We start from the raw sequence: 15,890 nt of genomic DNA on the forward strand, positions 1-15,890 counted from the left end.
CCAAAGTCGCCAGGCCGGTGGAGAAATGTTCAACTGCAAGGCCTGCGATCCCGCAGCCGTGAGGCGTAGCAGCGCTACGTCGAGCGGCGAGGATTGAGCATAACGCCGCAGATGAGCGTTTATCCGCCGGCCCTAAAACAATAAAACGGGGCACTGGACGTTGTGCAGGACATAGTTCGCCACCGAGCCGAACAGCACGTCGCGAATCTCGCCACTTCCGGCATGCCGACCGATGACCAGCAACTGAAATCCCTCATCATTGGCAATCCGTGGAATCACCCGCCGCGGCGCGCCAAATTCGAGCCGTAATTCGGTTTCAAATCCGGCTGATTGCAACTGTTCCGCCATCTTTTCCAGTTGCAACTGGCCGGCCTTGCCAGCATTCTCGCGCACCATATCGACCTGGAAATCGGGAATCATTCGGTAGGCCAGTTGATCGTTGACCACGTGCAACAGGGTCAGCTTCTGCGGAAAGCGCTGTTTCTGCTCGATGACTGACTCGATGGTCTTCTGCGAGGTAGCGGAATCGTCAATCGGTATCAGAATTTTCGGGTTCATAACATTTCTCCGTGATGAAACGGGGACGACTCATCGGTGCGGCCCGACAAAGATGATTCCCCCGATGAATCTGTTTGCGCCGCTGTTAACCGTAAACCCAGCGTGGTAACAGCAGAACGAGATCCGGCCAGAAGGTCAATACCAACAGTATAGCAATCTGAATCAACAAAAACGGCGTCACCGCCCGCGACACATAGAGCAGGCCCCGATTTGCCACCGCCCCGGAGATGTAGAGACTGACCCCCAGGGGCGGAGTGCAGTAGCCGATCCCCAGATTGATGGTCATCAGCAGGCCGAAGTGCATGGTGTCGATGCCGAACTTGGACAACAGTGGCAGAAAAATCGGCGTCAGGATCAGGGTCGCCGAGATGATGTCCATGAACATGCCGATGATCAACAGCAGAACATTGACCGAAAGCAGAAACACCCACGGGGAGGAGATACTGTCGACCACCGCGTTGGCGATCTTGGCCGGAATCTGCTCGAAGGTCAGATACTCGCCAAAGACCGAAGCACCGGCGACGATAATCAGCAGCGTAGCCGAAGTGACCGCCGAAGAGACCACCACCTTCTTGATCTGCTGCAGCTTCATATCGCGGTGAATGCAGATTTCGACAAAAAAGGCGTAGAAACAGGCGACCACGGCCGCTTCATTGGCGGTGAACATCCCTGAGTAGATGCCACCAAAGATCAGCACCGGCAGAAAAAGGGCCCAGGCGCTTTCCTTGATGACCGCAAAGGCTTCCTTGCCGGTCGGCCGTTTCATGGTTTTTATGCCCTGCTTTTTACACACGAAGTAGGCATAGAGGCTCATGGCGACCATGATCATGGCACCGGGAATAAAGCCGGTCAAGAATAGCGCTTCGAGGGGATCGTTGCTGACCATGGCGTAAAGGATCATGGCAATCGACGGTGGAATAATGACGCCAAGGATCGGCGCGGTGGTCATAATGCCGACCGAGAAACGCTCTTCGTAGCCGTTTTCGATCAGGGCCGGAATCATGAAGCCACCGATAGCGACGACGGTAGCAACGGTTGATCCGGAGATGGCACCAAAGAAACCACAGGCCAGGATTCCGGCCATCGCCAGGCCACCGGGGAGGCATCCAACCAACACATTGGCCGCCTTGATCAGCTTTTCGACGATCGAGCCGGTCGTCATAATATTGCCGCAAAGGACAAAGAACATCACAACAATCAGAGCGAATTTATCCATGCTCCGATAAAGGACCTCGATGACGATCTGTGGATCGATGCCGAGCAGGTAAACCAGGCCAAAGGTACCGGTGAAAAACAACGCCATAAAAACCGGGACGGTGCTTGCCAGGCAACCAAGCAGGATGGCGAGAATCAGCAGGTAACTGCTTTCCATCTTAATTGCCCCCCGTGATGTCTTGCTTGCCGCGCCAATCCTCGACCATGACGATCAGCGTGCGGATAAACATCATCCCACCCATGATCGGCAGGACGGCGTAGAAGTACCATTCCGGAATCTGCAGGGTCGTGGTTTTGGCGTATTCGTCCTCGAACATCATCATCGTCATCTGCCAGCCGAGATTAATCATAATGCCGGAAAAAACCAATACCGCCAGATGAGAAAAGAGCGTCAACGGTTTTTTCAGCACCGGAAAGATCTGCGGTAGAGCATCGATCCTGATCAGTGCACGACTGCGCACGGCAGCCACGCAACCGATATAAGTGGAAAAGAAGATCACCTTGCGAACCACCTCGTCCGACCAGTAAAGACTGACGTTATCGGTTGCTTTACGCAGCACTACATTGGCCATTGCCGTGATCAGCGCGACGCAGACAGCAATAAATAGCGACCAATCCTCAACAAAGAGGAAACCACGGTCGATCGATTTGAAGGTTTTTTTTAGCATGCTTACTTCTCTTCCAGTCCGGCAAAAAACAAAAACGGGACCGAGGAGTTCTCCCCAGCCCCGTAGAAAACGGACCGATTATACAGCTTTAGCGATCAGCTGCCAAGCTTTGCCCGAACCTTGGCCAGATAATCAGCACCGATCTTTGGACTCCAGTCTTGCAGCACCGGCTCAGCCTGCTTTTTCAGCGTGGCAAGCTCATCGGCGGAAAGCTGAATAAACTCGACTCCGGCCTCCTTCGCCTTAGCCACTTGAACGTCATGCTGGACACGGGTGGCGACGCGAGTGGCAGCACTCTCTTCGGCAATCACCGCCAGGAAGGTGGCACGCAGATCTTCCGGCAACTTGTCCAGCCAGCGCTTGTTAACCAGATGCACGAACAAGCCCTGCGCATAGTTCAATTCGGTAAAAGATTTGGCGATGGTGAATTTCTTGGTGATGTTACATACAATCGCAGTGTGATCGAGACCGGAAATAACCCCGGTCTGCAACGCTTGGGGGACATCCGGCCAAGGCATAACGGTGAATTTCAGACCCCAGGCCTTGTACGAATCGGTGTTAACCGGTGCCTGAGCGATGCGGAAATTGATCCCTTTGGCGTCGGCAAGGGTCTTAACCGGTGAGGTGGTCGCCCAGCCATAAGGACCGTAACCGGTCACGTCAGCAACCAGAATCCCTTTGGAGAGACCGCCTTCGGCAAACGGCGTCCAGAGCTCCGGGTCGTTGCGGAAGGTATCGAGTTTATCGAAGGTATCGACAATATAGGGCAGGTTGACGATACCAAGACGATCGGCCACATTGGCAGCGGCGACCGAAGAACTCATCATGCCCTGAATGGCACCGAGCTTCAGCTTACTGATCACGTCTTTTTCGCCACCTAGTTGGCTTAAGGGGCGAAAGTCGACATAAATCTGCCCATTGGTCTCTTTCCACACCTTGTCACGAATCCGATAACCGGCGGCGACACCTTCAATAACCGGGTGGGAGACATTGGATAGAATATAGGTGTATTTGGCACTACTCGGATCGAACTGCGTCTTCCAGGCCGCCAGTGGATCTTTCTTCTTTTCTGCAGCCACAACAGCAGCGGGCAGACTCAGCGCCAGCAACAAAACAATAACCAGTAATTTCTTCATCGAAAGACCTCCAAAGAGCGGTATGAACAAACGTCGTTTGGTTTACACAAACAAAAGTTAATTATACGCAAAATCAGCAACTTAGACATTGAAGATAGCGCTACCTGTCGATTCTGGTCAAGCACAAAGAAATGACGGCAAAACAAAACGAGCCGCAGTGAATTAACACTCCGGCTCGTCATCAGCTTAAAAGGATTGCAGAGAAATGATCAGTTTTTCAACGCCATCCGAACCTTGGCCAAATAATCAAGACCGATCTTCTCTCCCCACTTCTGTACCACCGGCTCGGCCAAATCAACCAGACGGGCTTTTTCTGCCGCCGACAGGTCATTGAAAACGACGCCGTTGGTCTTGGCTATTGCAATCTGATCAAATTGCTGCTTTTCCGTCAAAGCTCGAACCTTGGCACTCTCTTCGCTGATCGCGGTGCTTAAGATTAGCTGCAGATCCTCAGGCAAACCGTTGAACCAACGCTTGTTCATCAGGTGGACATAGAGCCCTTGAGCATAATCAAGACTGGTGAAAGCCTTGGCAACGGTAAATTTCTTGGTGATATTGCACACAATCGGCGTGTGATCAAGACCGCTGATGACGCCAGTCGACAGTGCCTGGGGAACATCCGGCCAAGGCATGACGGTAAATTGAACACCCCAGGCCTTATACAGATCAACATTGACCGGTGCCTGGGCAATGCGAAACACCTGACCTTTGGCTTCTTCGAGGGTCGTCACCGGGGTTTTAGTCGCCCAACCATAGCTGCCATAACCGGTAAAATCGGAAACCATAATGCCTTTTTTATCGGCATCGAGGCCAAACTCGCGAAACAGCTCCGCATTGTTACGAAACTTTTCCAGCTTGGCGAAACTATCGATCAAAAACGGCAGATTGACGATTCCCAAACGCGGCGAGACATTCGGCGCCAAGACCGAAGAACAGAGCATTCCCTGTACTGCGCCCATCTGCAGTTTGCGCAACACGTCCTTTTCACCACCAAGCTGGGAGATTGGTCGATAGTCGACAAACAGGCGGCCGTTCGACTCTTTCCAGACCCGGTCGCGGATGCGGTAACCAACGGTTCCACCCTCAATGGCCGGGTGAGCGACAGTGGAAAGCAAGTAGGTAAATTCGGCACCACTGGGGTCAAATCCCGGCTGCCAAGCCGCCAAAGGGTCGGCGGAAAAGGCTGTCAGCGGCAACAGCAGCAACATCCCCAGCAGCAAAGAAGATAACAATCGACTCATAGTATTTGTTCCTCCACAGTTAAAGAAAATATGGTATCACCAAAACACAGCCGGCATTCTCTCATAAAAGGCTGGACTATGGAACTGGTTATGGTAATTAATTGAAGGGGTGTCTGATTCCCCTTGACTGCATTTCTGATTCATATATATTGCTTTTGATATGTATCTTTGGAGGACACGTCCCATGAAGCTCTGGCTCTCAAACTTCAGTATCCGCTTTCCACGCCTGATACTGCTGCTTACCCTGATCATCACCGCTCTGTTTGCCAGCCAGTTCTCCAAGGTTCATTTTGACAACGACCCGGAAAATATGCTGGCCGCCGACGAACCGGTGCGCCTCTTCCATCATCAGGTCAAAGAAACTTTCGCCCTCTACGACTTTGTCATCGTTGGTGTGATCAACGAACAACATGCCGATGGGGTTTTCAATGTTGCTACATTGCAGCGGTTGCACCAACTGAGTCAACAGCTCTACTCACTGCAGCAGGCTGATAACGGTCTGCCGCAGGTGGTCAGCGGCGACAAACTGAGCGACCCGCTGCGAACCCTCGATCTCAACCCGGAATCGGCCGTCCGGCGGGGACTGAATGTCGCCTTCCAGCATGATCCGAACCGACTGTTTGATGAACAGGGGCAAAGCGCCATCATCGCCCAGGAGATCATCAGTCCCAGTCTGGTCGACAGCCTGCAACAAGCGGAACAGGGCGCGCTGCGCCTCGAATACCTGATGGAGCAAGCCCCGATCTCCACCGCCGAAGCGCATAAAGTTCGCGACCTGGCGCTGAACAATCCCCTCTACCGCGGCACCCTGGCGGCTGAAGACGGCAAGGCGATCGCCCTCTATCTGCCGATCCGCGATAAAACCTACAGCCACAATGTCGCTTCACTGGTCACCGCACTGACCGCCGACTGGCCCGCCGAAGATCAGGTGCATATCACCGGGCTGCCGGTCGCTGAAGACACCTTCGGCGTTGAGATGCTGGTGCAAATGGCCACTTCGGCACCGATGGCGATGTTGGCTATTTTCGTCTTGCTGATGTTCTTTTTCCGTCGCTTTTCACTCATCGTCGCGCCGCTACTGGTGGCGATGGGCAGCGTAATCTGCACCATGGGAATGCTGATCGGACTCGGCTACGATGTGCACATCATGAGCTCGATGATCGCCATTTTCCTGATGCCGATCGCGGTGGCTGACGCGGTGCATATTCTCAGCGAATTCCACGACAGTTATCCCAAGTACAAGGAACGGGTCGCCACCCTGCGCCATGTCATCGGCCACCTGTTTCTGCCGATGCTCTATACCACCCTGACCACCATGGCCGGCTTCGCTTCACTGGCCTTCACGCCGATTCCGCCAGTGAAAGTGTTCGGTCTGCATGTCGCCTTCGGCGTTTTTCTCGCCTGGCTGCTGACCATGACGCTGGTCCCGGCGTACATCATGATTTTCGTCCCCCAGCGTACTCTCGACAAGGTGGCGGAAGCCGGGCACATTGAGCACTCCGGATCGAAACTGGTGCAGGCCTTAAGTCGCCTCGGCAATTTCAGTCACCGCCGCTGGAAAGCGATCCTGCTGACCAGCATGCTGCTGCTGATTCTGGCAATTGTCGGCATCACCCGCATCACCGTTAATGATAATCCCGTCAAGTGGTTTGGAGAAAAGCACCAGATCCGCATCGCCGACAAGCTACTGAACAAACACTTCGGCGGCACCTACACCGCCTACCTGTCGCTGCAAGCGGAAACGCCCCAAGTTGACAGCCAAAGCCTGATCTCAGCGGTTGCCAACCGTCTGAGCAACCGTGAAGACACCGGCTTTTCTGCCACCAACCTGCTGTTTCTCGAAGCGCTGCGACAGCTGAGCCCCACAGCAGCCGCTGAAGAAACCTTACAACAATTACAGCAACTGGCGACCGAATACGATCGCAACAGCAACAGCGGCTGGATGACACTGGCCGATGAACTCGCCTATCTCGATCCCGCGGGGCTCAACAGTAACAAGCTGCGCACGACCCTGGATGCCATTGACGGCATCAACTGGCAACTGGTTGACGACCTGCTGCAACAACTGCCTGCCGAGCTGCAAGGCGATAATCTTCTCGACCAGGCCTTGCTAATTGCTGATCAGCAGGCAGCCCTAAGTTTCGTCCAACTGGTTGAGTCCAGCCAGGCAGAGCTGTCGGCAGCGGCCTTTAAAAATCCGGCCCTGCTCAACTGGCTGGCTGACTTCCAAATCGCCCTGCTCGATAACCCGGTGATCGGCAAAAGCTCCAGCCTGGTTGATGCCCTGCAGAAAGCCAGCTATGAGCTGCAATACAACGCCAGTGCCACAGCAGCACAAAACCAGCAAAACTTTTCGGTGCCAACTACTGCCGCTGGCGTCGGCCAGGTATTTACCCAGCTGGAAGGGATGAAGAAAAAAGACAGCCTCTTCCATCTGGTGACGCGCGATTACCAGCATGCCAATCTCTGGGTGCAATTGACCAGCGGCGACAATCGCGACATGGAACAGGTAGTGACACTGGTCGAAAAATACCTGACGGACAATCCGCCACCACTGGAGTTACAAGCCAAATGGGCGGGACTCACCTACATCAACGTCGTCTGGCAGGAGAAGATGGTCAGCGGCATGCTCGCCTCCCTGATCAGCAGCTTTGCCGTCGTGCTATTGATGATGATCGTCCTGTTTCGCTCCTTCTGGTTCGGCGTGCTGGCGATGGTGCCACTCTCTTTCACCATCACCCTGATCTACGGGCTGATCGGCTGGGTCGGCAAAGACTACGACATGCCGGTGGCGATTCTCTCGGCCCTGACCCTCGGCCTGAGCGTCGACTTCGCGATCCACTTCCTGCAGCGCTCGCGTGAGCTGAGCCGTACCTTGGGTAGCTGGAAAGCGGCCAGCAGTGAAATGTTCAAGGAACCGGCCCTGGCCATCAGCCGCAACGCCATCATTATCTCGGTCGGCTTCACCCCGCTGCTGCTGGCACCGCTGGTGCCTTACAACACGGTCGGTTTCTTCCTCGCCACCATCATGGCGATCAGCTGGCTGGCGACACTGTTTATTCTCTCTGCCCTGCTGACCCCGCTGGCGCAGCGACTACTGGAAAATAAGCTCCATAAGGAGATTAAAAAATGAAGAAACTACTGCTATCAATATTCATCCTGCTGCCCGCCCTGGTCATGGCCGCGCCAAGTGCCGAGGAAATTGTGGCACGCGCTAATCAGGCCTCCTATTACGCCGGAAAAGACGGTCGAGCCGACATCACCATGACCATCAGCGCCCCCAACGGCAGCACCCGCAGCCGCCAGTTCACCATGCTGCGGTTGACTGACCAGGGGGACGACCAAAAATTCTATGTCTACTTCAAAGCCCCGGCGGATGTGCGCAAGATGGCTTTTCTGGTGTGGAAAAACAGCAGCCGCGATGATGACCGCTGGCTCTGGCTGCCGGCCTTAAATCTGAAAAAACGGATCGCACCCGGCGACAAACGGACCAGTTTTGTCGGCTCCGACTTTTTCTACGAGGATGTTTCCGGTCGCGGCACCGAAGAAGACAATCATCAACTGATCGAAGAAACCGACAGCGCCTATGTGCTGCGCAGCGAACCAAAAGACGTCGATTCCGTTGAATTTGCCTGGTATCAGGTGTGGATCGACAAACAGAATTATCTACCCCTCAAGGCGATTTACTACGATCGGCAAGGACAAGCCTACCGACAGGTGGAAGCGTTGCAAGTGGAAGTCGTCGATGGCCATCCGACCGTGGTCGAGGCCAAGGCCAGTGATCTGCGCGCCGGCACCAGCACCCTCAATCAGTTCACCAATATCAGCTACGACAACGGCCTCAACCCGCGCATCTTTACCGAACGTTTCCTGCGCCGACCACCGCGCGAAGTCGGTAAGTAGGGGACGCCGATGTTTTTCCGCCTGCTGCTTTTCAGCCTGCTGCTGCTCCCGACTCAGGGCTTTTGCTTCGATTTCCTCGAAACAACCGAGCTGCACGGTTTTCTCGACCTGCGCGGCGGCAGCCGCTTGCAGGAAGATCCGACCCAGCGTGACAGCAGCCTGCTCGAAGGCCGCCTGCAGCTCGATTACGGCCACCAGTTCGAGGCCGTCAACCTACAACTGCGCGGCGATCTGATCGCTGATGAGATTACCGCCGGCGAAGCTATCGATCTGGAAACCGGCGCGGGGATTTTCGACCTGCGCGAGGCCAACCTGGTCTTCTCGCCAAGCTACAGCATGGATGTCAAAATCGGCCGCCAGATTCTCACCTGGGGGACCGGAGACCTGCTGTTTATCAACGACCTGTTCCCGAAAGACTGGCAAGCCTTTTTTATCGGCCGCGATGAAGAGTATTTAAAGGCACCCTCCGATGCACTGTTGGTCAGTCTGTTTCCCGAATGGGCGACGATCGACCTGGCATTGACGCCACGCTTTGACGCTGATCGCTACTTAAGCGGTCAGCGAATTTCCTACTGGAATCCGCAGCTCGGGCGGATTGCTGGTCGCGATGCAGTGATCGATGCCGATCAACCGGACCAGTGGTTTGAGGATTATGAACTGGCCCTGCGCCTGTCGAAAAATATCGAGGGCATAGAGCTGGCGCTGTACGGCTATCGTGGTTTCTGGAAAAGTCCGCTCGGCTTTAACGCAACCAGTGGTCGTGCCGCGTCAACCCGGCTGAACAGCTATGGCGGCAGTCTGCGCGGTTCGCTTAAGGGAGGGATCGCCAATCTGGAAGTCGGCCATTACGATTCTCGAGCCGATCGCGACGGCGACGACCCGCAGCAAGCAAACAGTGAAATGCGTTACCTGCTCGGCTACGAACGAGAACTGGCCAAGGAATTGACCGCCAGTGGTCAATTTTACCTGGAACAACTGCTCGACTACGAGAACTATCTCTCCACCCTGCCGGGCGGCCAAGCGGCCCGCGACGAATATCGTCAGGTGCTGACGCTGCGCTTGACCAAACTGTTGCGCCAACAAACCCTGACCTTGAGCTTATTCAGCTACTGGTCCCCGACAGATGAGGACTACTATCTGCGCCCGAATCTGAAATATAAACTGAACGACAACTGGCTATTAACCGCTGGCTGTAACCTCTTCGGCGGAGTTCAACCACACACCTTTTTCAGCCAGTTGGCAGACAACAGCAATCTTTACGCCGGACTCAGATACAGCTTCTGAGCCGAGAGGATAGAGAAGGAGAAAACTTATGACGGTTAATCGCTATTTACGTCTGGTCGCCGGATTTTTTGTCATGCTCAGCGTCATTCTGTCACAGGTGCATTCCCCCTACTGGCTGTATTTTACCGCCTTTGTCGGGCTCAATCTGTTCCAGAGTGCGTTTACCAATTGGTGCCCACTGATTACCATTTTGCAAAAAATGGGTGTTAAAGAGGGTTGACTCAAGAGCCACGATTGTGCCCCCGGAAGCCAGCCCTGTTTTCGCAACCGCCTCCTGCGAATTGAGTTGTCGGCCGGGTGGTACATCCTCAGCGGTGTATGCTGGGGATGAAAATAAAAAAAGGGGAGAAGCTGTCGGCTTCTCCCCTTTTTTCCGTCTGTGTTTAAAGCGTCAGCTATCCACTTTTCCGATTTGGGCAACGTATTTTTGCCCCAGCTGGCGCAACTTGTCGGTAAGGTTCTCCAATTGGTCAATCTCAGCAAAAATTGTCGAAGTTTTTTCGACATTTTTATGCAGGCGGGTTTCGGCTTTTTCAAAATGCTCGGTAATCCGCACCGAAGCCTGCTGCTGAAAATTATTCGCTTCGATAACCGCACAGATCTGTTCATCTTGCGAAGATAAGCCCCGATCAAGTTCGCGGGTGGCGCGCAACTGCTCATCCATCCCCCTGGCAATCTGGTCGGCAGCCGACTTCATTTCACTGACGCCATCCTGAATCCTGCTGACCCCGGTGCGTTGCTCTTTCATCGCCCGAGCGACAGCCCGTACCGAGCGCAAACTTTGTCCGGCGTCGTTCAGCATCAAGCGGGCACGCTCCCCCTGGACACTGGTCAACTGACTGATCTCGTCGGTTGCAGCAGAAGCCAAGCCGACCGAGTGGACAATCTGGTTAAGGGCATCACCGGTGCGCAATGAATTTTCCTTGCCTTGATTGACCCGTTGCGCCGTTGCTGCAACCGCCGACAAAGCCTCCTCGGTATCCTTACTGATCGCCTGAATAATCCGCTGAATATCTTGCGCACTGTCGGTGGTCCGATCAGCCAAATCCTTGATTTCATCGGCCACCACAGCAAAGCCCTTCCCTTCGTCACCCGCCTTGGCAGCAATAATCGCCGCATTAAAAGCGAGCAACTCGGTATCACCGACCAGCTCCTTGATAACACCGATAATTTTACCGACCTGTTTGGCCTGATGGGCAAGGCGCTCCATGGCCGACATCGCCTGCTGACTTTCACGCGCCATCAGATCGATCTCAGCGAGGGTCTGGGTCATCATCTGCAGGCCCTCTTCGGCATCCAACTTAACCTTCTGCACCGCTTCATTGCCGGAGGCAGATCCGGTCTTAATCCGCTCGAAGGAGTCGCCGATGGTATCCATCTGCTGCGCGGTATCCTCAACCGAGCGGGCGATATCTTCGGCCTGATTGGCCACTTCGCGGACACTGGCGGTGATCTCCTCAACCGCAGTGGTGGTTTCGATAAATTTGGCCGTCGAATGGTCCATCGCCCGCGCCATCTCTTCCAGCGACTGGGACAGTTCCCGTGACAGAGCAGCTTCATCCTGCGACTGATTCAACAGGGCGTTCACCAGGGCAATCACGTCCTGCTGTTTGGTCTCCATGACCTCGACGTCTTTACTGATGACCTTGGAAGCCGCCAAACCCTCATTGGCTCGATCAGACAGAAACAGTGCCGCCTGGCTCAAAGAACGGTAATAAGGGATCAGTCGGTCCGAGGTCGACATCACCGCAGCGAGCAGCTGTTGCACCTGCTCGACACCTCCTTCCATTGCAACGCCCATATTTTCTATTGTTTCACCACCGGTAGCTATTTTGCCGGTCAACGGTTCAAGCATGTCCAGTTGGGTGCGTAGCTGTGTTTTTAAGGTGGCACGGATAAAGAAAAAGGAAGAGACTGCCACCCCATAACCGAACAACAAGGACATCATGATAAGGCCAGGCTGAAAAGCAAGGTCACCGATGTTCGGCCAGACAGCAAAAGGGAACAGAGCTCCTGCGGACAAGCCCATAAGATGGGTAAAATAGAAAACTTTCTTCATATAGCTAAGGCTCGTACTCTGTCCTTGAGTCATAACAGCTCCCATTGCTGATCTCTTTTACATATCGCGGGAAAAAACCAGTTTGCTGGTTGCTAGATGAAGATCACACGAACCTAGCATCGCCGCTGAGCAAATCCATTAATTATCACAAATCTACCTGCTCAGCAAGCAAATGCCCTTCTTTCTTCTCTTTTACCGAACGCTCAGCTGGGGTATGATCAGAACTTATGAAAAAGGTCCCTTCCCGATAGGAGTAAAAAGAATGGCCCGACTCGTTTTATCCTTGCTGACACTGGTCCTCTGTTGTCCGTTGCTTGCCTGTGCCGCATCACCACAGGAAGAGCAGTTGAAATCGATCGCTGCGTCGCTGAAGATGAGCTTCCCTTCGATCCCCCTTAAACAGATCAGCAGCACACCGGTCGAAGGGGTCTACGAAATCGTCACCAAAAAGGACGAATACCTCTACTATGCCCCGCAAAGCAGCCATATCTTTGTCGGTGAACTGTGGAATAGCGGCGGCAAGAATCTGACCCGCGAAAGTAAGGCCCGCATGATGACCGACAAACTGGGCATGTTCCCTCTGGATAAAGCAATCAAGATCGGTGACGGTCCCAATCAGGTGGTCGAAGTTTCCGATCCAGACTGCCCCTTTTGCCGCGACGGGTCAGCGTTTTTCTCCGCCCGTGACGACGTTACCCGTTATATTTTCCTCTACCCACTCGACCGGATCCATCCGCAGGCCGAGGCGAAATCGAGCTTTATCCTTTCCGCCGAGGACCAGGAAAGCGCCTACGAAGATGTTTTCAGCGGGGCATACGATAAGCAACCGCTACCGGAGTTCAAGGATAATGGCTTGCTCGAAGAACACCGAAAAATCGCCCGCGAGGTCGGCATTAACAGCACTCCTCGCTACTGGATCAACGGCAAGTATATCTCCGGCACCAATCTGACCGAGTTTGCCAAGCTGCTCGACGCGAATAAAGACTGATTTAAATGACTGATAAAAAACTGATCCAACGCCCCGAACTGCTCGCTCCGGCGGGTAGTTTCGAGGCTTTTTTTGCTGCCATGGAAGCCGGGGCCGATGCCGTCTATACCGGACTGAAGGATTTTTCCGCCCGCGCCAAGGCGAGGAACTTCACCCTCGGCGATATTGAAAAACTGACCCACTATGTGCAGCGCGAAGACAAACGGCTCTACGTCACCCTTAACACCCTGGTTAAAGAAGCTGAACTGCCGCAACTGATCGACACCCTCGGTTCTTTGGAGCAGATCGGTGTCGATGCGGTGATTATCCAGGATCTGGCCATCTGGCAACTGGCCCGCGAGCATTTCCCCGGTTTGGAGCTGCACTCCTCGACACAGATGACCGTGCACAATGCCGCCGGCGTCAAGATGCTGGAGCGGATGGGTTTTACCCGCGGCGTGCTGGCTCGCGAGTTGAGTCTGGCTGAAATCGCTGAAATCAAGCGACAAACGACGCTGGAACTGGAACATTTTGTCCACGGAGCGCTTTGTTTCTCTTTTTCCGGGCAGTGCTATTTTTCTTCTTTTCTCGGCGGCAAAAGCGGCAATCGTGGCCGCTGTGCGCAACCCTGCCGACGGCGCCACAGTTATCGTCAGCAGCAGGGCTACTACTTTTCCACCAACGATCTCTCGGCCATCGACCTGCTCCCCGAATTGGAACAGGCCGGGATCTGCAGCCTGAAAATTGAAGGGCGAATGAAGAGCGCCGAGTACGTTTACAAGGTGGTCAGTGCCTATCGACGAGTGATGGATGCTGCGGCCGGACAGCGCAAAACGGTGATCAAAGAGGCCAAACTGCTGCTCAAAGAGAGTTTCGGCCGCCAACCAACCCAAGGCTTTCTGCCCGGCGGACAGCCGAGCGACATCGCCATCCCCTCGGTCAAAGGGGCCACCGGCCGCTATCTCGGCGAAGTGGCTCGGGTTCGCGGCGGTGAAATCAGCTTTAAATCCAGAGACGGCCTGCACCTTGGTGACCGGATCCGCATCCAACCGGCCAGCGACAAGGCCGGCACCGCCTTCACCATCCGTCAGTTGCAACTCGGCAAGCGCAGCGTCAAACAGTCCCCGGCCGACAGCTTCGTCAGCGTGCCCTCGACCTTTAACAATCAGTTCAAGGTCGGCGACACGGTTTTCATGGTCTCCTCAAGCAGCGCCTTCACCATGAGCGATGCCGCTTGTCGGCGCAAGCTCAGCCAGATCAAGCCCCCGGCAGAAAAGGTCACTCTGCGAATTACGGCGACTGAACAACAACTGCAGATCAATGCCCACGTCGCTGGACAGGAACAGCAATTTCAGTTTGCCATCGACAGCTACCCGGTCGGGTCGCACGGCCTCGATGAGGCGACCCTGCAGCAGGTTTTCGCCGTCACCGCTGATGAGCCGTTCCGCCTCGGCAAACTGAGCTGCGGCGAATTACCCAAGATCGGTATCCCGCCGAAACAGCTTAAACAGATCCGGCGGGAGCTCTACGCCGGCCTGAGCAGGTTGCGTAAACCACAGAAACAGCAAGTCAAGGCTGCCCACTTGCAAAGTGCCCACAATGCACTGTTGCCGATCGGGATAACCCCGCCCAGCAAACGACAAACCCGCGTGCAATTACGCGATGCCCGCGATCAACGCTTGCTGCAAGACCAGCTGGTCGATCGCATCCTGCTCTCCCTGACCGGACAGAATCTGCAGAATGCCGGCAAGCTAAGCAAACGGGCGGATCAGATTATCTGGGATATTCCCTTTATTATTTTCGACCGCGACTGGAAAGACACACGCAACGCCATCCGCCAGTTGATTCAGGTTGGGTTCCGCAACTTCCGGCTCAATAATCTCGGCCATTTCCCGCTGTTCGACGGTCAACAGAACCTCAAGCTGTTCAGCAGCTTCCGCCTGTTCTCCCTCAACAGCCAGGCGGTCGCCGCTTGGGCCGAGCTGGGGATTACCGAAGCGGAGCTGTATATCGAAGATGACCGCGCTAACCTCGCCGATCTGCTGCGCCACGAACTGCCGATACCGACGGCGATGACGGTTTACGCCAGTGTGCCGCTGATAACCTCGCGGATCGCGATTAAAAATGTCCGTTCCGACCACCCGGTCCTCTCTGACCGCGATGATGCCTACCGAGTTCAGCAACGCCAGGGTCTGACTTGGCTAAACAGTGAAACGGACTTCTCCTTTATTGCCAACATGAATGAACTGGAAAGTTTCGGCTGCCATAACTTTATCGTCGACCTCTCGCACCTTGGCCCATTCAGCCAACGCGGCAAGCAGGTGCTCGAGGCGGTTCGTCGTGGCGCCGATCCGGCCGATTGCAGCAAATTCAATTATCAGATGGGGATGGAATAAGGACCAAGAATGTCGATGTGGGATGAGCGCTACAATACGCAGGAATATCAGTACGGGACCGCAGCCAATGATTTTTTGGCCAGTGTTGCACAGCAACTGCCGCTCGGCAACTGTCTCTGCCTGGCCGAGGGGGAAGGGCGCAATGCACAAAAAGGTTGTTAGCGGACTACGCCCGGGCGGCAAACTGATTTTGGAAGCCTACCGCCCCGAACAACTGGCCTACGCCAGCGGCGGACCACCGACAGAAGAGCTGCTGATGAGCCTTGAACTGCTGTGCAAAGAACTCTCCGGACTCGATTTCATCAACGCCGAAGAATTGGTACGAGAGGTTGCTGAGGGGAAACTGCACACCGGCAAAGCGGCGGTTGTTCAGATTGTCGCAACCAAGCCCTGACTCTTCGTCCGCTCGAACCAAACAACAACATACTTTTGACAAGTTCGCGCCATCCAGCGCCGCTAAGGA

At 54.7% G+C, this 15,890-nt stretch carries 12 protein-coding genes and 1 pseudogene; 7 read left to right on the forward strand and 6 right to left on the reverse strand.

What is annotated here, in order from left to right; genetic code table 11:
• Positions 1-132: 132 nt before the first annotated feature.
• The 5 genes from ACZ5PT_RS04670 to ACZ5PT_RS04690 form a co-directional block, all read right to left on the reverse strand.
• Entirely contained in the window at positions 133-558 is a 426-nt protein-coding gene (locus ACZ5PT_RS04670; protein WP_464265647.1) for a universal stress protein, read from the reverse strand.
• Between the two features lie 85 nt (positions 559-643).
• Positions 644-1,930 carry a TRAP transporter large permease gene (locus ACZ5PT_RS04675; RefSeq protein ID WP_464265648.1) on the reverse strand — a complete coding sequence of 429 codons (1,287 nt, stop codon included), beginning with the start codon at positions 1,928-1,930 and terminating at the stop codon, positions 644-646.
• Between the two features lies 1 nt (position 1,931).
• Complete coding sequence (locus ACZ5PT_RS04680; protein ID WP_464265649.1) at positions 1,932-2,441, reverse strand: TRAP transporter small permease; 510 nt, start codon at positions 2,439-2,441, stop codon at positions 1,932-1,934.
• Between the two features lie 95 nt (positions 2,442-2,536).
• Positions 2,537-3,577 (reverse strand): TRAP transporter substrate-binding protein, encoded by a 1,041-nt coding sequence (locus tag ACZ5PT_RS04685; protein ID WP_464265650.1) that lies wholly within the window; start codon positions 3,575-3,577, stop codon positions 2,537-2,539.
• 209 nt (positions 3,578-3,786) lie between these two features.
• Entirely contained in the window at positions 3,787-4,818 is a 1,032-nt protein-coding gene (locus tag ACZ5PT_RS04690) for a TRAP transporter substrate-binding protein (protein ID WP_464265651.1), read from the reverse strand.
• Positions 4,819-5,002: 184 nt separating this feature from the next.
• Between ACZ5PT_RS04690 and ACZ5PT_RS04695 the strand changes: the two genes are divergently transcribed.
• From ACZ5PT_RS04695 to ACZ5PT_RS04710, 4 genes are read left to right on the forward strand one after another with little or no spacing between them, the layout of a single operon-like run.
• A complete protein-coding gene (locus tag ACZ5PT_RS04695; protein ID WP_464265652.1) occupies positions 5,003-7,951 on the forward strand; it encodes an efflux RND transporter permease subunit in 2,949 nt (982 codons plus the stop codon).
• Positions 7,948-8,721, forward strand: a complete 774-nt coding sequence (locus ACZ5PT_RS04700) for an outer membrane lipoprotein-sorting protein (RefSeq protein ID WP_464265653.1) — start codon at positions 7,948-7,950, stop codon at positions 8,719-8,721. Before ACZ5PT_RS04695 ends, ACZ5PT_RS04700 begins: the two co-directional genes overlap by 4 nt.
• A 9-nt stretch (positions 8,722-8,730) precedes the next feature.
• Positions 8,731-10,005: a hypothetical protein gene (locus tag ACZ5PT_RS04705; RefSeq protein ID WP_464265654.1), complete on the forward strand. Its 1,275-nt coding sequence runs from the start codon at positions 8,731-8,733 to the stop codon at positions 10,003-10,005.
• A gap of 28 nt (positions 10,006-10,033) precedes the next feature.
• A complete protein-coding gene (locus tag ACZ5PT_RS04710; RefSeq protein ID WP_464265655.1) occupies positions 10,034-10,225 on the forward strand; it encodes a YgaP family membrane protein in 192 nt (63 codons plus the stop codon).
• Between the two features lie 171 nt (positions 10,226-10,396).
• Here ACZ5PT_RS04710 and ACZ5PT_RS04715 read toward each other — a convergent pair whose 3' ends face one another.
• Entirely contained in the window at positions 10,397-12,097 is a 1,701-nt protein-coding gene (locus ACZ5PT_RS04715; protein ID WP_464265656.1) for a methyl-accepting chemotaxis protein, read from the reverse strand.
• 229 nt (positions 12,098-12,326) lie between these two features.
• Between ACZ5PT_RS04715 and ACZ5PT_RS04720 the strand changes: the two genes are divergently transcribed.
• From ACZ5PT_RS04720 to ACZ5PT_RS04730, 3 genes and pseudogenes are all read left to right on the forward strand, one after another.
• Complete coding sequence (locus ACZ5PT_RS04720) at positions 12,327-13,052, forward strand: DsbC family protein (protein ID WP_464265657.1); 726 nt, start codon at positions 12,327-12,329, stop codon at positions 13,050-13,052.
• A gap of 5 nt (positions 13,053-13,057) precedes the next feature.
• Entirely contained in the window at positions 13,058-15,427 is a 2,370-nt protein-coding gene (locus ACZ5PT_RS04725) for a peptidase U32 family protein (RefSeq protein WP_464265658.1), read from the forward strand.
• 15 nt (positions 15,428-15,442) lie between these two features.
• Positions 15,443-15,821, forward strand: a pseudogene (locus tag ACZ5PT_RS04730) (hypothetical protein).
• Positions 15,822-15,890 lie beyond the last annotated feature (69 nt).

The sequence above is a fragment of the Desulfuromusa ferrireducens genome (assembly GCF_055389805.1).